This window comes from Stanieria cyanosphaera PCC 7437, from assembly GCF_000317575.1.
Taxonomy (GTDB): domain Bacteria; phylum Cyanobacteriota; class Cyanobacteriia; order Cyanobacteriales; family Xenococcaceae; genus Stanieria; species Stanieria cyanosphaera.
Genome location: NC_019748.1, coordinates 1,970,145 through 1,990,511 on the forward strand (window position 1 = coordinate 1,970,145; position 20,367 = coordinate 1,990,511).

Annotated in this window: 20 protein-coding genes; 10 read left to right on the forward strand and 10 right to left on the reverse strand. The window is 36.2% G+C overall.

Going from position 1 to position 20,367, the window contains the following annotated elements; genetic code table 11:
• Positions 1-146 precede the first annotated feature (146 nt).
• The 6 genes from rlmD to STA7437_RS08600 all read right to left on the reverse strand — a co-directional run bounded on the left by rlmD (position 147) and on the right by STA7437_RS08600 (position 6,383).
• Entirely contained in the window at positions 147-1,514 is a 1,368-nt protein-coding gene (gene rlmD, locus STA7437_RS08575; RefSeq protein WP_015192986.1) for a 23S rRNA (uracil(1939)-C(5))-methyltransferase RlmD, read from the reverse strand.
• A gap of 183 nt (positions 1,515-1,697) precedes the next feature.
• Positions 1,698-3,092: a cytochrome P450 gene (locus tag STA7437_RS08580; RefSeq protein ID WP_015192987.1), complete on the reverse strand. Its 1,395-nt coding sequence runs from the start codon at positions 3,090-3,092 to the stop codon at positions 1,698-1,700.
• 127 nt (positions 3,093-3,219) lie between these two features.
• Positions 3,220-3,720 carry an AAA family ATPase gene (locus STA7437_RS08585; protein ID WP_015192988.1) on the reverse strand — a complete coding sequence of 167 codons (501 nt, stop codon included), beginning with the start codon at positions 3,718-3,720 and terminating at the stop codon, positions 3,220-3,222.
• Positions 3,721-4,044: 324 nt separating this feature from the next.
• Positions 4,045-4,869 (reverse strand): pyrroline-5-carboxylate reductase, encoded by an 825-nt coding sequence (gene proC, locus STA7437_RS08590; RefSeq protein ID WP_041619274.1) that lies wholly within the window; start codon positions 4,867-4,869, stop codon positions 4,045-4,047.
• A gap of 15 nt (positions 4,870-4,884) precedes the next feature.
• The gene (locus tag STA7437_RS08595) at positions 4,885-5,481 is read right to left on the reverse strand and encodes a cell division protein SepF (RefSeq protein WP_015192990.1); all 597 of its coding nucleotides are present in this window, start codon (positions 5,479-5,481) and stop codon (positions 4,885-4,887) included.
• A 464-nt stretch (positions 5,482-5,945) separates the two neighbouring features.
• Positions 5,946-6,383: a secondary thiamine-phosphate synthase enzyme YjbQ gene (locus STA7437_RS08600; RefSeq protein ID WP_015192991.1), complete on the reverse strand. Its 438-nt coding sequence runs from the start codon at positions 6,381-6,383 to the stop codon at positions 5,946-5,948.
• 140 nt (positions 6,384-6,523) lie between these two features.
• On the opposite strand from STA7437_RS08600, the gene STA7437_RS08605 reads away from it, so the two are divergent.
• Entirely contained in the window at positions 6,524-7,474 is a 951-nt protein-coding gene (locus STA7437_RS08605; RefSeq protein WP_015192992.1) for an ABC transporter ATP-binding protein, read from the forward strand.
• Positions 7,475-7,612: 138 nt separating this feature from the next.
• On the forward strand, positions 7,613-9,286 hold the full coding sequence (locus tag STA7437_RS08610) for an ABC transporter permease (protein ID WP_015192993.1): 1,674 nt from the start codon (positions 7,613-7,615) through the stop codon (positions 9,284-9,286).
• A gap of 154 nt (positions 9,287-9,440) precedes the next feature.
• Here the strand turns inward: STA7437_RS08610 and STA7437_RS08615 are convergent, their stop codons facing one another.
• On the reverse strand, positions 9,441-9,776 hold the full coding sequence (locus STA7437_RS08615; protein WP_015192994.1) for a hypothetical protein: 336 nt from the start codon (positions 9,774-9,776) through the stop codon (positions 9,441-9,443).
• 236 nt (positions 9,777-10,012) lie between these two features.
• Here STA7437_RS08615 and STA7437_RS08620 point away from each other — a divergent pair, with 236 nt between their 5' ends.
• From STA7437_RS08620 to STA7437_RS08630, 3 genes are all read left to right on the forward strand, one after another.
• Entirely contained in the window at positions 10,013-11,023 is a 1,011-nt protein-coding gene (locus STA7437_RS08620; protein WP_015192995.1) for a hypothetical protein, read from the forward strand.
• A gap of 173 nt (positions 11,024-11,196) precedes the next feature.
• Positions 11,197-12,966, forward strand: coding sequence for a S8 family peptidase (locus STA7437_RS08625; protein WP_015192996.1), 1,770 nt, complete (start codon positions 11,197-11,199; stop codon positions 12,964-12,966).
• A gap of 69 nt (positions 12,967-13,035) precedes the next feature.
• Complete coding sequence (locus tag STA7437_RS08630; protein ID WP_015192997.1) at positions 13,036-13,257, forward strand: hypothetical protein; 222 nt, start codon at positions 13,036-13,038, stop codon at positions 13,255-13,257.
• On the opposite strand, the gene sodX is transcribed toward STA7437_RS08630, so the two are convergent.
• Entirely contained in the window at positions 13,254-13,607 is a 354-nt protein-coding gene (sodX, locus tag STA7437_RS08635) for a nickel-type superoxide dismutase maturation protease (RefSeq protein WP_015192998.1), read from the reverse strand. The genes STA7437_RS08630 and sodX overlap by 4 nt on opposite strands.
• A gap of 79 nt (positions 13,608-13,686) precedes the next feature.
• A complete protein-coding gene (gene sodN / locus STA7437_RS08640; protein ID WP_015192999.1) occupies positions 13,687-14,160 on the reverse strand; it encodes a superoxide dismutase, Ni in 474 nt (157 codons plus the stop codon).
• Between the two features lie 411 nt (positions 14,161-14,571).
• Between sodN and aroA the strand changes: the two genes are divergently transcribed.
• From aroA to STA7437_RS27400, 3 genes are all read left to right on the forward strand, one after another.
• Positions 14,572-15,921: a 3-phosphoshikimate 1-carboxyvinyltransferase gene (aroA, locus tag STA7437_RS08645; protein ID WP_015193000.1), complete on the forward strand. Its 1,350-nt coding sequence runs from the start codon at positions 14,572-14,574 to the stop codon at positions 15,919-15,921.
• Between the two features lie 167 nt (positions 15,922-16,088).
• The gene (gene aroC / locus STA7437_RS08650; protein ID WP_015193001.1) at positions 16,089-17,180 is read left to right on the forward strand and encodes a chorismate synthase; all 1,092 of its coding nucleotides are present in this window, start codon (positions 16,089-16,091) and stop codon (positions 17,178-17,180) included.
• 118 nt (positions 17,181-17,298) lie between these two features.
• Complete coding sequence (locus STA7437_RS27400; RefSeq protein WP_281169259.1) at positions 17,299-17,430, forward strand: hypothetical protein; 132 nt, start codon at positions 17,299-17,301, stop codon at positions 17,428-17,430.
• A gap of 23 nt (positions 17,431-17,453) precedes the next feature.
• Here STA7437_RS27400 and STA7437_RS08655 read toward each other — a convergent pair whose 3' ends face one another.
• Positions 17,454-17,855, reverse strand: coding sequence for a hypothetical protein (locus STA7437_RS08655; protein ID WP_015193002.1), 402 nt, complete (start codon positions 17,853-17,855; stop codon positions 17,454-17,456).
• A 286-nt stretch (positions 17,856-18,141) separates the two neighbouring features.
• Between STA7437_RS08655 and proA the strand changes: the two genes are divergently transcribed.
• Together proA and folB are read left to right on the forward strand one after the other, a co-directional pair.
• Positions 18,142-19,443: a glutamate-5-semialdehyde dehydrogenase gene (proA, locus tag STA7437_RS08660; protein WP_041619891.1), complete on the forward strand. Its 1,302-nt coding sequence runs from the start codon at positions 18,142-18,144 to the stop codon at positions 19,441-19,443.
• Between the two features lie 72 nt (positions 19,444-19,515).
• Positions 19,516-19,893, forward strand: coding sequence for a dihydroneopterin aldolase (folB, locus tag STA7437_RS08665; protein ID WP_015193004.1), 378 nt, complete (start codon positions 19,516-19,518; stop codon positions 19,891-19,893).
• Positions 19,894-20,367: the final 474 nt, after the last annotated feature.

The following is a 20,367-nucleotide window of genomic DNA, read 5'->3' on the forward strand; positions in this document are numbered from 1 at the left end:
ATCTAGACAAGTTTTATTTTTTTTTAACTCGGTATTATTGTTGAATATTTCACCGACTAATAGCATAGTTTGCCTCTTTGAGTATCCTAAAAACTTGCCTCCTCTATTATACTAGGATTTCGTCAAAGAGCATCAAAATTGCTAGATTAGCTAGTCGCATTAAGATAAGCATAGGATTCAATGTGAGTAGTTTGAGGGAAAAAGTCAACAGGTTGAACAAAGTTAAGTTGATATTTTCCAGATTGACAAAGCAAATTCAGATCTCGAGCTAAAGTTGCAGGTTTACAACTAACATAAATAATCCTAGGGGAAGGGGAAAGATTGATTAAAGTTTCAATTACTTGAGGTTCGCATCCTTTACGAGGGGGATCAAGAAGAATAAGATCAGGAGTAAATTCTAGTTGTGGTAAAAGAGTTTCGACTGCTTCAGCGTAAAAGGTGACGTTAGTAATTTGATTGATGTTTGCATTTTGTTTGGCTTGTTCAACCGAAGTTGGATGCAATTCGATCCCCACTATACTTTTTGCTTGTTTGGCTAAAGGTAAAGTAAAAGTCCCGATCCCGCAGTAGGCATCAACAATAGTTTCATCACCTTCTAAGTTTAATTGTTTGGTAATATCACTCAGTAACAATTCTGCTGCTTCAGTATTAACCTGAAAAAAAGTATCTGACAAGATATTTAATTCAACTCCAGCAAAAATTTCTCTTAGGTAACTTGATCCCGCGACAGTAATAGTTTCTTGTCCAAAAATAACATTAGTACGCTCAGGATTATAATTTAAACAAACTCCTACTAATTGAGGATATCTAGTTAACCAAGTTTGAGCTTGTGCTTCTATTTCTGTTAAGTTTTTATCTGTAGTGACTAGCGTTAGTAAGATTTCTCCTGTACGATTACCGATACGTAGGGAAAGATGACGTAGTTGTCCTTGATGAGTTTTTTCATTATAAATAGTCCAACCTTGTTTCTGAAGATCTTGTTTGACTTCGGCTAGAAGAGGATGTAAACGAGCATCTTGAACAGGACATTGATTGAGATTAATCAATTGATGGCTACCTTGACGGTAATAACCAGCTTGAACTTGTCCACTAGCAGAAATTCCTAAAGGATAAGTAGATTTATTGCGATAATTGAGCGAATAAGGAGTATGAAGAGTGGGTTTGACTTGGACTTGTGAAAAACCACCGATCCGTTGTAAAGCTTGAAGTACCTGTTGACGTTTACTATCTAACTGATATTCCCAATCAATATGTTGCCACTGACAGCCACCACATTTATCAGCAACAATACAACGAGGACGAATGCGGTAGGGAGATGCAATTAAAAGTTGCTCAATTTTTCCATAGCTATATTTATTTTTTACTTTAGTTAAACGAACTAAAGCGCGATCGCCTGTAACTGTATCGGGAATAAAGACAACTTTACCATTAATCTTGCCTACTCCCTCACCACTACTATTGAGATCGACAATTTCTAGTTCAACTAATTCCCCTTGTTGCCATTTTTTCGTCATGAATTGAGAAAAAAAATCTATAGTAATTGTTACTATAACTTTTTGTACAGACCAAAGAAATTGCTCACTAAGAATTGATTAAGTAAGCGGGCGTAATTAATTATAAAACGCAGCAAGGCAGAGGAAGAGGAGGTGCTTCGGATGCAGAAGAGGAAAATAAGCTTTTTTATTTTGTCTTGGTAATTAGTTCGTCAAAATTGTTTGATTGGGTTTTTCTGCAACAGTAGACAAAGTTCGTTTAGCTTTCAGTAACATTTTTACTCCACCAGTAGGGGCAAGAGTAACACCACGACGATGAGGTTTTTCTGGACTTTGACTAACAAGGGTTAATTCATAGTTAGAAAGAATATTAGCTAAAACTAACTTCATTTCCAATTGCGCTAAAGCTTCTCCAATACAACGACGCGCCCCACCACCAAAGGGTAAAAATTCGTATTGAGAATATTGCTTTTCTAAAAAACGTTCTGGTTTAAACTGGTGATGATTGGAATAAATATCTTCTCGTTGATGAGCTAAATAAATACAACCCATTGCAATCATTCCTGGTTCTAATTGATAGCCTAATAATTCGATTGGTTCGGTGACAACTCTGGGAAAAGTCAGCATTGCTACTGGATAAATTCTTAAAGTTTCCTGACAAACCGCAGTTAGATAAGGAAGTTTCGCGATCGCCATTGGTTCGGGATTGCTACCTAAACTATCTATTTCTGCCACTAACTTTTGCCGTACTTCAGGAAGACGATGAATCCAATACAAAGCCCATGCCATAGCTGTAGCAGTAGTTTCATGTCCAGCAAACATCAAAGTCATCAATTCATCCCGTAACTCGCGATCGCTCATGGGATCACCAGACTCATCGCGGGCAGACATCATTAAAGATAGAATATCATTGCGATTTTCATAGCCTTTAGCTCGACGTTCAGTAATTTCACCATAGATTAAACTATCAATTTCCTGTTGTTGACGTAAAAAATTACCCCAGGGACTCCAAGCACCTAAATCTTTTTGTAACCAGTCGAAAAAGAGTAAAGCAGAGCTTAGAGGAGAACTAAAGACATCGGTAACCTTAGTCAATAAATATTTTAGTTTTTGGCTTTTTTCGTCTTCATATAAACCATAAACAGCTTCTAAAATCACTTGTAAAGAAATTTCTTGGGTAATTTTTCTAGCAGTAAAGGTTTGATTAATTGGTAATTGGGCAAAAATTTTATCTGTCAAATTCCAAATTAACTTGCCATAAGCTTGCATTCGTTCGCCATGAAAAGGAGGCAACAATAATTTTCTTCTTTTTCTGTGGGGATTACCTTCCAACATGACAATTGAATATTCCCCTAGTAAAGGTTTTAAGATGGCGTTTTCTTTACCAGAAGCAAAAAACTGTTGCCGATCCTGGGTAAGTAACTGTTGAATTCCTTGGGGATGATTGACAAAGATAAACTGATCACCAAAGCCGATTACTTCTGCTGCAAAAATATCAGGATGTTGTTGGGCTGCTGTTTCCATATAACCGACAGGATCGGCAACCCATTTTAATCTTTGAATTAATGGGTGAATATTTAATTTGGGAGGTCGAGTCATATTCAAATTAAGCTGTTAATTTTTATCTCTTTCTTCTTAGTGTAGTTAGATTTATTTAAACTCGACAGAAAAAAAGCACAGGTGTAGAGGATAGAAGAATAAATTGATGTAATGTCTTAAGGCTGCACTATATATCGTCTCTTCTGACTATTTGTATATTAAACCCTTCCTGTTCAGTAGGAGGTTGAAAATAACGATTTACTTGGTGAAAAACCTTTTCGGTATCAAAATTGACGCGACTTGGGTTGATTTTTCTACGCTGTTCGATCTGCTTTAAACAAAGTTGATCGCTTGCTTCTAGATAATATAATTTATGAGGTATTTCATACTCGGAAAATATCTCTTTAAACCAAGCTCGTTGATTAGGTGTGTTACCTGGAAAATCCATGACTACAGAAAGACCAGAATTTAAGAGTTTTTGGACGTGTTTCTTTAATAAGGGCTTGAGACGCGCTGAATATTTTATATAATCATCAAAAACTTTAATTTCTTCAGGATAAACAGCTTCCAACCATTCATCTTCAGATAATAGTATTGCATTATATTCCTTCGCTAGGGAGATCGCTTTTGTACTTTTACCAACTCCCATCTTTCCACAAAAGAATATTAATGTTCCTGGTTTACGCATCAATACTTTTCTGTTTGTATAACTGTAATGATAAGGTTAACTAATTTATAGCAGTTTTTGCTTCTATGAGTTGCATCCGAAAATACTTGTTTTTGTTGATAGTTAATTGTTGGTGGTTGGTCGCGCAGCGCACCTTCGGCTGATGATGACGCGTCATCATCGGGGTTAATTGTTTGTCAACAGCCTTTACACAGATAGATAGATTTATCGGTTGGTAGTGTTTTTTGTTAATTACTACTTTGATCCTTCATTTCACTCAGGACGCTTCGCGCTTTTTACTTTTTACTTTTTACTTTTTACTTGCTACTTTATAACTGATAACTGTTATTGTCCTAATTCCTGGGAACGATGATAGGCAGCTAAAACAGCTTCGATTAATGCCGAACGAAAACCAGCTTTTTCTAAAGCTGCTACTCCCGCAATAGTTGTCCCTCCTGGACTACTGACTCGATCTTTTAATTCGCCTGGATGAAGTTGTGATTCTTGTAGTAGTTTAGCTGTACCAAAAACGGTTTGAATAGCTAATTGAGATGCGATCGCTCTAGGTAATCCTGCTGCTACTCCACCATCAGCTAAAGCTTCGATCATCAAAGCTACATAAGCAGGGCCAGATCCTGATAATCCTGTCACTGCATCCATCAAATATTCTGGGACTTCTACTACTTCCCCAATGGCAGTAAAAATATTTTTTGCTTTATTTAATTCTTCGACTGTAACATTTTTTCCTGTCGCGATCGCAGTCATTCCTGCACCGACAGTAGCAGGAGTATTGGGCATTACCCGAATTACAGACTGATCAGGAAAAGCTGATTCTAGTTTACTGAGAGGAACACCAGCGAGAATTGAAATGATTAAAGGATGAGAATTACTAAATGTCGTTGGGGCTAATTGAGCAACTACCTTGCTTAAAATTTGCGGTTTAATGGCTAGTAATAATATTTCTTCTGCCTCAGCAGCAGCTTGATTATCGCTGCTTACTTGAACCTGATACTGTTGTTGAAGTAAACTTCTTCGTTCTGCTTGTGGTTCACTGATCAAAATATTCTCAGCAGCATAAATTCCTTGACGAATGAGGCGGGATAAAATGGCTTCTCCCATTACCCCACCACCAATCATACCAAAATGAATTTTGCTACTTTTGGAACTCATTCTTAAACACAGTAATTATTGAGCCATAGCAGTCGATTCACCCCAATGGTCGATCACATTGTTGGGAGTTTGACGAACTCGACTTTCAGGAGTTTCAGTTACATTATGAATTATGCCAGAAAGTGTACTAACTTTGACACAACTAGGCGTAAAGAGAAAAATACTTTCTCCTACTCTTTCCTGATGACCGTCCATTGCAAACGTACCACCAGCAATAAAGTCAACTGCCCGTTGTGCTTCTTCTGGATTCATTACATTAAGATTTAAAATAACAGATCTACGTTCTCTTAATGCTTGAATGACTTGGGGCATTTCTTCAAAAGTATGGGGTTCAATTACCACTACTTCAGAAATTCCATTTGTCAATCCAGGCATCCCAATTACATTATTTTTGGGCATTTTTTCTACCGATTTTTTAGGTTCAGGTCGGCGATTATTGGAATAATTTTCGAGCATTTCTTGATTAAAATTGGGTTGGATTTGCTCATAATTATCTGAGTAATTACTAGCTTCCATGCCCTCTTGTTCAGGGAGATATTCTTCGTAGTCGTATCTATCTTGATCGTACTGTTCTTCGTTGATTCCCATTATGTCTTTAATTTTATTCCACATAATTGCTCACAGTTCCTTTGTTTTCACAACTCACAATTTGATTACTTGATCTACCCAGGGTAAAAGTTGCCAGTCTTACCAGAGCTTTAAGAATAACAAGTTATTAATTGCTGATTTTTTTCTATATATGTAATAGCATTTAAGCAATTATTCTTAATTTTCTTTTCAGGGTATTTATTTAGTCTTTTGTAAAGATAACAAAAATATATACCGATAATTAAAATTAATCCTCCGCATTTTCTCTTAAATTTTTCCTTGGAAAGTATCTTAATGTAAGAGATGCTAGATTACTCGAATCAGTAAGAATATTTATTTGAAAGATTTTATTTAAATTTAATTTAGTTTACAATCCTTTAAAATTGACTGATTAATAGCAATCACCATGATTTTAAGCCTTATTTAACTTAGGCGTAATCACGGTTTTGGCTCATAAAGAGGTACAGAAAGAGATTGATTAAATCAAACTATTCTCCATTAATTTGAACTAAAATTTTTCTTCGACGAGGGCCATCTAATTCAAAAAATAAAATTGATTGCCAAGTTCCTAAAGCTAGATTGCTATCGATCACAGGAATAATTTCACTGTTATTAAGTGTCATCGCTAGGAGATGAGAATGAGCATTGATCGGTTCATCAGGTGGAACATCTCGAAGATGTAAATCATTATGTAAATATCGATCTGTAGCTGGAGCTAATTTGTTGAGATAGACTTTTAGATCTTCTAATAATCTTTCTTCATATTCATTAACTGCGATTGCAGTAGTTGTATGATGACAACAAACGATAACATAACCATTTTTAATTGAAGTATTTGCCAAGATTTTCTTAACAATTGGGGTTAAGTTATGAATATTAATTTCTGGTTGGGTTTCTAGCTCAATATATTCGTTAATAATGGGCATATTGCGGATTTTACTCGCTATAAATAACTTCAAAAGTAGTTTATCAAGTAAAAAGTATTTCTCCTTAGTCAAGCTTTTACAGAAAAAGTTAAGCTAGCGATGAAGACAAAATTTTCAATACTAAAATTGGGAAATTTTACATGGGGCAAGAATTAGCGATCGCAACCTATGGACTGACCAAAAGATTTGACCGATACATGGCGGTAAATGAAGTCGATTTGCGGATTTTACCAGGAGAAGTTTATGGTTTGATCGGACCTAATGGTGCAGGAAAAACTACTTTAATTAGGATGTTAGCGATCGCAGAAGAACCCACAAAAGGTGAAATTTACATTAATGGAGAACGTATTTTAAGGGATGATAGTAATCCTGAGATCAAACAACGTTTAGGCTATCTTCCTGATGATTTTCCTCTGTATGATGATTTAAATGTTTGGGATTATTTGGATTATTTCGCTAGGCTTTATCGTCTCAAGCAGCCTTATCGTCACCGTCGACTATATGAAGTATTGGAGTTAGTTCAACTAGAAAATAAACGCAATAGTATTATTTCCAGTCTATCGCGGGGAATGAAACAACGCCTTAGTTTAGCTAGAACTATTATTCACGAACCAATTTTATTGCTATTAGATGAACCTGTTTCTGGTTTAGATCCGATTGCCCGAATGCAGTTTCGACAAATTATCAAAGTTTTGCAAGAAGCAGGCATGACAATTCTGATTTCATCTCATGTTCTTAGCGACTTGGCAGAATTATGTACTTCAGTGGGCATAATGGAGTTAGGTTTTTTGGTAGAAAGTGCTTCTTTAAAAGAACTATATCGACGTTTATCTCGTCAACAGATTATTGTTGGTAGTTTAGGAGATTTGCAGCTACTTTCTGGCGAACTAAGTAAAAATTCTTTAGTAGAAGGATGGGAAATAATAGCAGGAACAAACCGCTTAAAAGTTAATTTTTCGGGAGGAGAAATAGAAAGTGCCGATCTATTACGAGAACTTATTCAAGCAGATATTTCTGTAACTGAGTTTCATTGTTTACAAGAAGATTTAGAAAGTATTTTTCTTAACCTAGGACATCAACAAGCTTCTTAAATAATGTAGCGAAAATAACTATTAGAAAAAGGTAAAAATCAAAATTCAAAAGAAAACTTGTTGAGAGTAATTAATTTATCACAATTATTACTTGTATTTTAGTTAAATTGAACTAGAACTATGATACCAATAACTAAGATGATGCATAATTTTTTAGAATGGAATCCTCAATTATTCCGCGAGATTAAAGGCAGACTAAAAACCAGAAATGTTGTTATTGTTGCTTTACTTGCGATCGCTACTCAATTTTTTATTGGTTTGATTTATTTTAGTCAGCTACCTAGTAGTGAGCCTAAATTTGATCAATATAGTCGTTATTGTTTTAAAGTAGTAGACCCATATTATCGCAATCATTATGGTTGTGAAACCGATTTAGTTGGTAATTGGATGATTAATTGGCAACTATTATGGTTAGATATTTTTATTACTTTAAGTGTAGTAGGGATTTTTGGTTTATTAATTGTCGGCACTTATTTATTAATTGCTGACGTAACTCAAGAAGAAAGTAGAGGAACTTTAAACTTTATTCGTTTAACTCCTCAGTCTGCTACAAGTATTTTACTAGGAAAACTTTTAGGAGTACCTATTCTACTTTATTTATTTGTTTTAGTTGCTCTACCTTTTAATTTTATAGCAGGTTTAGGTGCAAAAATTCCAATCAGTTTATTGTTGGCTTTTGATGGAGTTATTGTTGCTAGTTGTGCTTTCTTTTATAGTTTTGCTCTACTATTTAGCTTGCTCAATAGTAAATTACCAGGATTTAAACCTTGGGTAGGCAGTGGCGTAGTTTTATTTTTTCTCTTTGTAACTAATACAATTATTTTCAATAGTTATTCGGTTAGTAATACACCAGGAGATTGGTTAACTTTATTTCATCCTGGCATAGTTTTACCTTATTTAGTAGACGCTACTTATTTACCCAGTCAAGATGTTTATTCTTTAGATATAGAAAACATTGCCGAGTTATTATTTTATGGACAAACTTTTTGGCATAAAGCTAGTTCGGGAATAGGGTTAGTTTTATTAAATTATTGTTTATGGACTTATTGGTTATGGCAAGGATTAAAACGTCGTTTTCATAATCCTGTTAGTACCTTACTTAGTAAATCACAAAGTTATTGGTTTACTGGTTGTTTTACCGCAGTCGCCTTAGGGTTTACTCTTCAAACTACTGAAGAATATCGTTTATTTGAAAACTTTTCTATGTTGCAATGTTTCCTGGTAGTTATGTTTCTAGGATTAATTGCAGTTTTAAGCCCCCATCGTCAAACCTTACAAGACTGGGCGCGTTACCGTCATCAACTGAAAAAAGAAGGTAAATTTCTCTGGCAAGAATTAATCTTTGGTGAAAAAAGTCCCTCTACAGTAGCGATTGCTATTAATTTATTAATTGCGATGATTTATATTATCCCTAGTTTATTTCTTTTTCCCTTTGAGAACAAAACTTTACCTGCATTTTGGGGACTGATACTGACAACTAATATGATTTTATTTTATACTGCGATCGCACAATGGCTGTTAACAATCAAAACACCAAGAAGAGCAATTTGGGCTGCCGTCAGTATCTTTACTTTAATTGTTTTACCACCATTTATTCTAGGTATTACCCGTCTTGATCCCCACTCTTCCCCTGCAATCTGGTTGTTTACCTTTATCCCAACCGTTGCCACCAAATACACCACCATGTCTACTGTCATTGTAGCTATTTTAGGACAATGGCTCGCGATCGCATTAGTTAGTTTACAAATGACTCGACAATTACGTCAAGCAGGTGCATCAGAAACAAAAATCTTGTTGTCTCAAGTGAATTAAATCACTAATTATTGCTCAATTATTTACTTAAAGGTGGGTTATTTACCTACCTTTTTTTTCTTCTCTAGTTTTTCATTTAAAAAAGAAAATTTCTCAAACAAAAGGGGCATTTGTCGCCCCAATCAATTGCTATTCAAGAAAAGTAAATTAATTATTAGTAAGGATAAGCAGGGAAATCAATTTGAGTTTGGTCTGCATTATTGTAAACACCTTGGTTGGTAACATTTCCGTAACCACTAGTTAAAGATTGGTTTTGACCAGCTTGAACAGAATTTTGAATTTGAGGGTCAACACCATAATAACCGTCAGCACCAACTTGAGTTTGAGTTAAATCGTTAGAAACCGCTTGATTGGTGTAATTGCCAGCACCAACACTAACAGCACTGTTACTGCCACCTTGAACAGAAGTTTGAACTTGTGGATTAGCAAAAGCAGCGACGGGAGCAAGAGTTAAAGCGAGAGTGGAGATGATTAAAGAAGCTTTTTTCATTTTTCAAGACCTCGAAACTTTTTTTTGGTGATTTTTGTCTTCACTCTCTATGTATGTCGGGTTCAATTTTTTTATGCAGGGTGAATTTTTTGACACTCCCTAATCCGCAGATAAAAATTTTGTTTCTAATTGTTGAAACGCCCTAAATTATTTACGAATAATTTAAATCTTTGCTCTAGTTAGACAAAATAGAAGTGATAATATTGTAGACATCCTCAATAGTCCTTCATGAATTTATGAAATCGTCTATTAAAACTCCAGCCTCTCTTCGTTATCTGAAAGCTCGTTTAATACCTTTTAGTAGACCGATATTTTGGGGGTCTTTGAGTATAGTTTTTATCTTTGGGTTAGTGATTTATCAATATTGGCAAAATCCTGAATTGTTAAACACAACTTCAACAACTGATGATTCTCAAACTCGCTCTCAATTATCTTCGGAAGATTTAGCAGTTGGAGCAGATTTAGACAATGTTGATTTGCTTTTGCAAGAATTAGAATCCCAAGCTACAATTCCCTTAAATTTATCATCTCCAAAAAATTACTCTTCAAGCGGAAAAAATCAAAAAACAGTTTTTAATCAGTTTAAAGAACAGCAGAAAGCAAAATTAAATAATTCTTCAAGTTTTGAGTCTTCTTCCAATAACTATAGTAATAATTTACCTATTAATAGGTTGTCTAACCAAGTTCCGTTTAATTCATCTAATTTTAATAGCATTAGTCCACTAACAAATTATCAGGGTAACAAAAATAATCGAGCCTCAGAAAATATTATACCTAATCCTGTAGGTAAATTATATTTATCTAATCGCAATCAAAGCTTAAATACAAACAATTTGTTTGAGCCAAAAATTATTAATTCCACTAATAAGACAAAAAATGATACCAACCTTAATAATTCAGTAAAGTCGATCAATATAGGTAATAGTATAGAATCAGTCGGAACAATTAATTCTCCTAATTACAATTCTCCTCAAATCATTCAACCTCAGTTTAACTATTCTATTAATCCTAAAGTTAATAATAATAATGCACCTTATTCTTCTAGTAGTTTTAATTCTTCAAATCCATCAGAAAAAAAATTAATTAATTATCAATTACCTTTAGTAAACTATAGTAATAATCAATCAAATTCACCTAATAATTATCAAGATCAAAGCCAAAATACTAGACAATCTAATCAAACTAACCCAAATTTGCCTTCAACTGGTTTATTGCAACCTAGTTCCTTAAATAAACCAAATTTTTAATCTAACTTTTTCACTCAAATAAAACCAGTAACTCATTACTCTTGAGCAGATTTATCCTCTCGCTCGCAATTTTTAATAAATCTTAGAGCCTTGGCAAAAAAAAGTTCTTCTTTCACCCAGAAGATAAGCTATCGTGGTAAACAAACTACCAAGATGTCAGGGTAAGGGTTGCGATGAAAAGGATTTTATTACTCGGCTTATTTATTATCGGTTTAGGATTTGCGCTGTTTAACTTCTCAGGAATGGCAAATCGAGGCGAATTTGAATCGATCATCATTGACTTTCGGGAAGATATTCCTACTATTAATGTAAGTCAAGAACTTAGTGCGATCGCACAAAAATATCAGCAACAACCAACCCTCAATAGTATCTTTTCGATCAATGATCATGTTTATATAGTCGAAGGCGATCGCAAATTACTTAAACAACTTAAAAAATCATCTCTTAAACAAAAAACTGAATATATTGAACCTAACTATATCTATCAAGCTTTAGAAGTTCCAAACGATCCAGAATATCCCAAACAATGGAATTTTCGCAGTATTAACATCGAACAAGCTTGGGATGAAACTAAAGGAACGGGTATTACCGTAGCTGTCATAGACACAGGAGTAACGAAAGTTCCAGACTTAAAAATTACTAAATTTACAGAAGGTTACGATTTCGTCAACGATCGCACCGAAGCAAGTGATGATAATGGTCATGGTACTCATGTAGCTGGCACAATTGCTCAATCAACTAATAATGCTTATGGAGTAGCGGGAATTGCTTACGAATCAACGATCATGCCTCTCAAAGTTTTATCTGGTAGTGGTGGTGGTACAGTTGCTGATATCGCTGAAGCGATTAAATTTGCTGCTGATCACAATGCCAATGTGATTAATTTGAGTTTGGGTGGTAGTGGTGAAAGTAATTTACTCAAAGAAGCAGTTGATTATGCTTACAACAAAGGAGTAGTAGTAATTGCTGCTGCGGGTAATTCCAATCAAAATTCTGCTGCTTATCCTGCCCGTTATCCCCACGTTATTAGTGTTGCTGCTACCGATTCTACAGGAGAAAAAGCTCCTTATTCCAATTATGGTGCAGGTGTAGATATTTCTGCCCCTGGTGGTAGTGAAACAGGCAAAATTCTGCAAAACACCATCGATCCTAGTACAGGAGAATCAGTTTTTGTTGGTTTCCAAGGTACAAGTATGGCAGCACCTCATGTAGCTGGTGTAGCTGCTTTAGTTCAAGCTTCGGGTGTTACCGAACCTGCTGAAGTCTTAAAAGTTTTAAAACAATCTGCCCGTAAATTACAAGAAGATCCTCTCAATCACTTTGGGGCTGGTCATTTAGATGCAGGTGCAGCAGTAAAATTAGCCCTGAAAGGACAAATTACCTTCAAAGACTTTTTCCGTTGGTTAAGAGACAATGGCTATCTCAATCCCCGTTTTTGGATTGATGGAGGCGCGATCGCTTTATTACCTAAAATTGCGATGGTACTTGGTTCTTATTTACTAGCTTGGGTGTTACGCAACTATTTACCCTTCAATCTGAGTTTACAAAGTGGTTTAATTTTTGGTAGTTCGGGACTATTTTTCCTACAGGGATTATATGTCTTTGACTTACCTCAATGGCCGATGCGTTTATTTGGTAGTTCCTTACCAGAGTTGGGTAATACAGTCGTTGGTAGTGCAACTTTTAATCCACTCTTTGCCAGTGTTTTAATTCCTTTTGCTTTAATTAGTTTCTTGTCAGGACATCAAACCCTCAAATGGTTTGCAATTGGTTCTAGTTTAGGTGTAGCTGCTTGCTTGGGAATTAGTGCCGTAGTCGATCCTGCCGTTTGGGGACTAGGAAGTAATGCGATCGCACAAGGATTTTTAGCGATTAATGCCATTTTATGTTTTGGCTTGGCATATTTAGCTAGTCAAGGAGAAAAACAAAAACATAAAGCTTAAATTGACTATAGTAGAGATGAATCGATCTTTCGTCTCTACATTTCAATCAAATAATTTAATTTAAAGCTTATGAGCATTACAGTAACAGGAAAAATCGAAAAGAAAGGATTTGGTTTTGGCACTTGGGCATTAGTAGCAGACGATGGTAAAACTTACGAACTCAAAGATCCACCCCAAGAACTTTGTCAATCTCTTCCGCAAGTTCAAGTCGAAGGAAAAATTCGCGAAGATGTAATGACTATAGCCATGATTGGACCAGTTTTAGAAGTAAAATCCTATCAAATACTTTAAGGTAGACGACTAGTTACTTTACCAAGAATTTGTTCACCAGAAATAAAACCAAAAGAACGACTATCAGTACTTTCCTTTGGATTATCGCCTTTTAAAAAACAACTACCATCTTCTTGAACTAAGGCTACTCTTTTTATAATCTGTAAATCTGAACGATAGGGATGAATGGCAACCACCAAATCTTTAATTTCAGGCAATGTATTTAAATAAGCTTGAGGATCGACTAGAATTTGTTCTCCTGGTTGAAGTAAAGGAACCATCGACAGCCCGACAACTTTAAATCTTCTTCTTTTTCTCAACAACCAGAGTAATAATTCTCGATAGCTACTTTCTGGTAATTCTGTTTTCATCTAACTTTAAATATCAATAACTAAAAAGGCGCGCTAATGATGGATTAACGCACCTTATTTTTTTAATCCCTTGAATTAACTAGCTAGCTTTGTACCAATTAACATCACGGTCTTTAGTAGCCCAAAACATTTGGTGAATTTTTTGAACAGCATCCATTAATTCATTAGCGTGTTCGAGATTAACTTCAACTTTACAAGCAGAACAGAGTTTAGCTGCTTTCCAGAAAGTATCATGTAAATCGGGATATTTTTCCAAATGTACGGGTTTGAAATAGTCAGTCCAAAGAATTAATAATTCTTCCTTGGTTTTTTGCGCTTGTTCTTCTTTAATCGCAATATAACGAGATAAAGTGTTTTGATAAGCGATATTAGCTGCCTTATCCCCAGAAGCTGGCATCTCTAGATCGAGAATTTTTTTAGTCATCGAGAGTACCGCTTCCGCAGTAATGCGCGCAGCAGCAGGATCGTAAACACCGCAAGGTCCATCGCAGTGTGCATGAACTTCAGAGACAGGAAGCCAAGTTTTGATTTTTGCAATAGCTTGTTTCAACATACTATTTATGATTGTTTTTTTTGATGCAGTGGTTAAAAATAGTTAGCTTTTGAAGGGGATGATCATAAGTAGCACGCCATAGATTAATCGTAGCTTTATGCCTCTACCCCCCATTTTTTATAGCTTAGTTCGATTGGGGTATTGTTTGCAAGACAAATTGAATTTTTGAGCAAAAACCTCTTCTCTATTTCTACCCTTTCAACCTTTTCAATCTTTGATATGTCCAGTTTCAGATAACTGATAAAACTCTCGAAAGTGATACGTACAAGTGAACTCAAAAGGCGAAATGCCTAAAGAGACTTTGCGTAGAAAATTACAGGCACTTGAAAGAAATTCAAGAGAACCTGGCAATATACCAAGTGACCAAAAAATTAAAGCTTTGGACGATTAGTTGATAACTGATAAAAAGCCATGCTTAACTTAATTTCCAACCCAATCAACTTTTATAACCAGTACGACTTAACTATTCAATCTCCTGCTTCTGGCATTTCTTTAAAAGGTTCGCTTGCTATCCCAGGCGATAAGTCAGTTTCTCACCGCGCCTTAATGTTCGGTGCATTAGCCCAAGGAGAAACTCGCATTCAAGGATTATTATTAGGAGAAGATGTAATTAGTACAGCCAATTGTTTGCGATCGCTTGGAATCCAAATTTCCGATCTTACTGCTGAAACTGTTTTAGTTCAAGGTGAAGGTTTAGAACAACTACAAGAACCACTAGATGTTTTAGATGCAGGCAATTCTGGTACTACCATGCGGTTGATCTTAGGAATTTTATCCGCTCAATCCAACCGTTTCTTTACCATCACAGGCGATCGCTCTTTGCGTTCTCGTCCCATGTCTCGGGTAATCAAACCTTTAACGGAAATGGGGGCAGAAATTTGGGGTAGAAATAACAATAATTTAGCTCCTTTAGCAATCAAAGGGCAAAAATTAAAACCGATTCATTATTTTTCTCCTGTAGCTTCGGCTCAGGTTAAATCTTGTCTTCTCTTGACTGGATTGATGACAGCAGGAAAAACCACCGTTACCGAACCAGCTTTATCTAGAGATCATAGCGAACGGATGTTAAAAGCCTTTGGCGCGGATATTACTACTGACTCCGAAACCAATAGCGTTACCATCACTGGCGGGAATACTTTACAAGGACAATCAGTTATCGTACCTGGGGATATTAGTTCAGCAGCTTTTTGGTTAGTAGCAGCTTCTATCATTCCTGATTCAGAATTAATTCTTACCAATGTCGGGATTAACCCCACTCGAATCGGAATTTTAGATGTTTTAGGCAAAATGGGGGCGAATATTACCATTGAAAATCAAAAAATAGTCGCAGGAGAACCAATTGCTGATTTACGGGTTCGCTACAGTCCCCTTCAAGGATGTGAAATCGCAGGAGAATTAACCGTGCGTTCGATTGATGAAATTCCCATTATTGTCGTAGCAGCAGCCTTAGCCCAAGGAACAACCATTATCAAAGATGCAGCCGAATTAAGAGTAAAAGAATGCGATCGCTTGTCAGTTATGGCTACTCAACTAAGTCGTATGGGAGCAAAAATTATCGAACATCCTGATGGCTTAGAAATTCAAGGCGGACATCCTTTATCTGGTACAGAAGTATCAAGTTATGACGATCATCGCATTGCCATGAGTCTAACAATAGCAGCCTTACAAGCCTCAGCAACAACACTGATTAAGGACGCAACCGCAGCCAATATTTCTTACCCCAACTTTTTTGACAGTTTGCAACAGGTTTGTCATTTGTAGGAGGCAGTAGGCAGGAGACAAAAAACTAATTATGAATGATGAGGGATGAATTATGAATTAAATAATTTCTGCATTCATCATTGCTAATTCATCATTTTTTTGTTCCCTATTCCTTCCTGATAACTGAAATTCGTGTCAACTGAGTAATTTTAAAAGAAGAATCAATCATGGGAAACACATTCGGACATCTATTTCGGATCACAACCTTTGGAGAATCACATGGCGGTGGCGTTGGTGTCGTCATCGATGGTTGTCCACCACAACTAGAAATATCAGAAGCCGAAATACAAATAGACTTAGACCGCAGAAAACCAGGACAAAGTAAAATTACGACACCCAGAAAAGAAAGTGATACCTGTCAAATCATCTCTGGTGTCTTTGAAGGCAAAACCCTAGGAACACCGATCGCAATTTTAGTCACAAATAAAGACGCTCGTTCTCAAGATTACGATGAAATGGCATACAAATATCGTCCTTCCCATGCGGATGCTACCTATGATGCCAAATATGGCATTCGTAACTGGCAAGGAGGGGGAAGAGCTTCTGCTAGAGAAACTATTGGTAGAGTCGCAGCAGGAGCGGTCGCCAAAAAAATTCTTAACTCAGTAGCAGGTGTAGAGATAGTTGCTTATGTTAAACGAATTAAAGATTTAGAAGCGTCAGTAGATAGTAATAGCGTTACGATTCAACAAGTAGAAAGTAATATTGTTCGTTGTCCCAATCCCGAATCTGCAGATCAAATGATCGAATTAATCGAGCGCGCTAAAAGAGATCAAGACTCTCTTGGTGGTGTAGTAGAATGTGTAGCGCGTCATGTTCCCAAAGGATTAGGAGAACCAGTCTTTGATAAATTAGAAGCAGAGCTTGCCAAAGCAATCATGTCTTTACCTGCTACCAAAGGATTTGAAATTGGTTCGGGTTTTGCGGGGACAACGATGACGGGTAGTGAACATAATGATCAATATTATCTCGATGAAAATGGCGAAACTCGTACCGTAACCAATCGTTCGGGAGGTATTCAGGGAGGAATTTCTAATGGAGAGAATATTATTCTACGTGCTGCATTTAAACCCACGGCAACAATTGGTAAGCAACAACGAACTGTCACCAATTCTGGAGATGAAACCGTTTTAGCAGCTAAAGGTAGACATGATCCTTGTGTGTTACCAAGGGCGGTACCGATGGTTGAGGCAATGGTAGCTTTGGTTTTATGCGATCATTTTTTACGCCATCAGGCTCAGTGTAAAAGTTTAAAATAACTAGTTATTAGTTTGTTTCAATAAAGCGAGAGATTGTTGTTTAGTAGTCGCGATCGCTCTTGAACATCAATCAGATTTTTTAGACAAAAATTGATTAAAATAATTGTTCGCTAAACTGATGTGCATTGTCCCACCTGCATATTTTCCTTTTCCTTCTGGAGGGGCTGTCGCCTGCGATGCTTGTCCGCGTCGGATCGCGTTCAGGCTTCATACGCCCCGTCTTTCTGCCTTTTCTCAACCAATAAATTAAATGCACCAGCAGCTTACTAATTCTTATTGTTGACCAGTAACACCATTGATAAAATTAGGATCGTGAGCAGGACTGTAAATACCAACTTGGGTAGAAGGAGTAACTGTAACTGTAGGAGTAGTTAAACCAGTATTATTTTGCTCACCACCACCTACAAAATATTGAGCATCACGATTTTGTTGTACTTCACCAGAACCAATTCCAACTTGAGTATTAGTACCACCTGCAACGTTGTTAAAACATTTATCATCACTGCCTGTAGTAACATCATTCTCTTGTTGAGCAGGAGTTTGAGAACCGTGAATGGCAACTTGAGTATTCACATCGTAAACTAAACAAGCTTTAGCAGCAGGGGTAAAGGAAGGAGTTAAGGGTAATAAAGCTGAAAAAGATAATAGGCTAAGGGAAACAAATCGGAATTTCATAGTGACCTCACAATCTTAATTAATTTCTAGACCTCTTGCATTTGATGAAGCAGTAATTGCTGTCTTCATTATCTTTGTATGTTGATTGAGATCGGTTTATGCACCATCTAACAGTTATCAGTTACTAATTACTAATTATGAGAGATTAATAATCAACCTCGCCGAAGGTGCGCGTAGCGCATTTAGGATGTACTTCATAGAGCGTGAAAACTGTTATAAAACTTGAGTGCAGCGAGTGACCACCAATTCGTTACAATAGGTGATGCACTCTGGATTAAGTTGGATTATGGTTGCTTCTGAGATCGGCTTTTCTCTAGTTGAGTTGGCGAAACAAACTCGTCAAGCCTCACGTCAATTAGCAGTACTATCAAATCACGACCGCAATTTTGCTTTAGAAGCGATCGCGGATGCTCTTACTTCAGCAACTCCAGAAATTCTTGCTGCTAACGAAACAGATTGTCAATTTGCTAAAGAAGAAGGAATTTCTCAAGCTTTATACGCAAGATTGCATCTAGGTGAAACAAAACTACAAGCTGCGATCGCAGGTGTGAGAGATGTAGCCAAATTACCCGATCCGATTGGAGTTAAGCAAATTCATCGTGAGTTGGATCAAGGTTTAATTCTTCAACGAGTTACCTGCCCTTTAGGTGTGTTGGGTATTATTTTTGAAGCTCGTCCAGAAGCTTTAATTCAAATTACTAGTCTGGCGATTAAATCGGGTAACGGTGTCATCCTCAAAGGAGGCAAAGAAGCACTCCGCTCTTGTCAAGCTTTAGTTAAAGTAATTCATCAAGCTCTTGCTTCAACGAAAGTCGATCCTGCTACTGTACAACTTTTAACTACAAGAGAAGAAATTAACCAGTTATTAGCTCTAGATGAATATGTAGATTTAATTATTCCTAGAGGTTCTAATTCTTTTGTCCGTTACGTACAAGAAAATACTCGCATTCCTGTTTTAGGACACGCTGATGGCATTTGTCATCTCTATATCGATGGGGATGCTGATCTAGAAAAAGCCATTAACATTACGGTTGATGCCAAAACTCAGTATCCCGCAGCTTGTAATGCCATTGAAACTTTATTAATTCATCAGGCGATCGCTTCAGAATTTTTACCTCAAATTGCTTTAGCGTTGACGGCTCAAGGTGTAGAATTGCGAGGAGACGAACAAACCTGTCAGATTATCCCCGCTACTCCTGCCACAGAAACCGATTGGAGTACAGAATATAGCGATTTAATTCTCTCTATAAAAATAGTAGATTCTTTAGCAACTGCGATCGCGCATATTAATACCTACGGTTCTAAACATACTGATGCGATCGTAACAGAAAACTCTCAAACTGCGGAAACATTTCAGAATCAAGTAGATGCTGCTGGGGTTTATCATAACTGTTCTACTCGTTTTGCTGATGGTTTTCGCTATGGCTTTGGAGCAGAAGTAGGTATTAGTACTCAACAAATGCCCCCCAGAGGGCCAGTCGGTTTAGAAGGTTTAGTAACTTATAAGTATAAAGTTACTGGTAATGGTCATATTGCTGCTACCTATAGTGGTAATAATGCTAAACCTTTTACTCATAAAGATTTATAAATATTAATTGTACAGACGTATCATGCTACGTTTTTACAGATAATTTATAACTGATAACTGCTCACTGAATAAATGGATTCAATTCAAGTTACTGGCATTCGCTGTTACGGATACACTGGTTATTTACCAGAAGAACAAATTTTAGGACAATGGTTTGAAGTAGATCTAACTTTATGGGTAGATTTAAAACCTGCTGCGCAAAGCGATCGCATTGAAGATACTTTAGATTACCGACAAGCGATCGCAATTGTCAAAGAAAAAATTAAAACGGCTAAATTCGCTTTAATTGAAAAATTAGTTGATGCGATCGCAGAAGAATTATTATGCCTCGAAAAAGTTCACCAAGTAAGAGTCAAGTTATCTAAACTCGCTGCACCTATTCCTGATTTTGGCGGAAAAATTACTCTAGATATTACCAGAGCTAAAATGGCTGCAATTGACAATTCGTAAAATCACTTAACATTTAGAAAAATAGTGATCAACTTTACGCAATTACGACCAAGGAAATTAAGAGTAATATCTGCCACATTAGTATTAGAAAATCTACTTCTAGAAAATTGTTGAGTTTGGAAGTTTGATTTAAATACAAATTTATAGGCAAGGAAATTTTAGGTCGATGAATAGAAAAATTAAATTACTAATCAATCCTTTTTGGTACTACCTTAATCAGCATCTTTTCGATCATCAATCTGTTTGGAATATGAATCTATTTTGGCACTTATATAAAATTCAGTTACTAAACAAATGTTGGAACAAGGAAAGTTCTCAACAAAGTCATCCTTATCTCTAAATTATTGGTTTCATATCTTAATTCTTTAGAGGCTATCGGTACTCTGATTTAGTGCAGTTTGACAGCCTCATTTTTATTTAAAATAACAATTTTTACTTTATTAGTAATTAGTAACTAGTAACTAAGCTGGTTGA

Excerpts from the sequence above, each read along its gene's own strand:
- STA7437_RS08655 (WP_015193002.1), bottom strand. The coding sequence starts at position 17,855 with ATGAAATTCCGATTTGTTTCCCTTAGCCTATTATCTTTTTCAGCTTTA.
- STA7437_RS27400 (WP_281169259.1), top strand. The coding sequence starts at position 17,299 with ATGTGCATTGTCCCACCTGCATATTTTCCTTTTCCTTCTGGAGGGGCT.
- proA (WP_041619891.1), top strand. The coding sequence starts at position 18,142 with ATGGTTGCTTCTGAGATCGGCTTTTCTCTAGTTGAGTTGGCGAAACAA.
- aroC (WP_015193001.1), top strand. The coding sequence starts at position 16,089 with ATGGGAAACACATTCGGACATCTATTTCGGATCACAACCTTTGGAGAA.
- STA7437_RS08595 (WP_015192990.1), bottom strand. The coding sequence starts at position 5,481 with ATGTGGAATAAAATTAAAGACATAATGGGAATCAACGAAGAACAGTAC.
- aroA (WP_015193000.1), top strand. The coding sequence starts at position 14,572 with ATGCTTAACTTAATTTCCAACCCAATCAACTTTTATAACCAGTACGAC.
- STA7437_RS08630 (WP_015192997.1), top strand. The coding sequence starts at position 13,036 with ATGAGCATTACAGTAACAGGAAAAATCGAAAAGAAAGGATTTGGTTTT.
- STA7437_RS08600 (WP_015192991.1), bottom strand. The coding sequence starts at position 6,383 with ATGCCCATTATTAACGAATATATTGAGCTAGAAACCCAACCAGAAATT.
- rlmD (WP_015192986.1), bottom strand. The coding sequence starts at position 1,514 with ATGACGAAAAAATGGCAACAAGGGGAATTAGTTGAACTAGAAATTGTC.
- sodN (WP_015192999.1), bottom strand. The coding sequence starts at position 14,160 with ATGTTGAAACAAGCTATTGCAAAAATCAAAACTTGGCTTCCTGTCTCT.
- STA7437_RS08585 (WP_015192988.1), bottom strand. The coding sequence starts at position 3,720 with ATGCGTAAACCAGGAACATTAATATTCTTTTGTGGAAAGATGGGAGTT.
- STA7437_RS08615 (WP_015192994.1), bottom strand. The coding sequence starts at position 9,776 with ATGAAAAAAGCTTCTTTAATCATCTCCACTCTCGCTTTAACTCTTGCT.
- STA7437_RS08625 (WP_015192996.1), top strand. The coding sequence starts at position 11,197 with ATGAAAAGGATTTTATTACTCGGCTTATTTATTATCGGTTTAGGATTT.
- sodX (WP_015192998.1), bottom strand. The coding sequence starts at position 13,607 with ATGAAAACAGAATTACCAGAAAGTAGCTATCGAGAATTATTACTCTGG.
- STA7437_RS08580 (WP_015192987.1), bottom strand. The coding sequence starts at position 3,092 with ATGACTCGACCTCCCAAATTAAATATTCACCCATTAATTCAAAGATTA.
- STA7437_RS08610 (WP_015192993.1), top strand. The coding sequence starts at position 7,613 with ATGATGCATAATTTTTTAGAATGGAATCCTCAATTATTCCGCGAGATT.
- STA7437_RS08605 (WP_015192992.1), top strand. The coding sequence starts at position 6,524 with ATGGGGCAAGAATTAGCGATCGCAACCTATGGACTGACCAAAAGATTT.
- STA7437_RS08620 (WP_015192995.1), top strand. The coding sequence starts at position 10,013 with ATGAAATCGTCTATTAAAACTCCAGCCTCTCTTCGTTATCTGAAAGCT.
- folB (WP_015193004.1), top strand. The coding sequence starts at position 19,516 with ATGGATTCAATTCAAGTTACTGGCATTCGCTGTTACGGATACACTGGT.
- proC (WP_041619274.1), bottom strand. The coding sequence starts at position 4,869 with ATGAGTTCCAAAAGTAGCAAAATTCATTTTGGTATGATTGGTGGTGGG.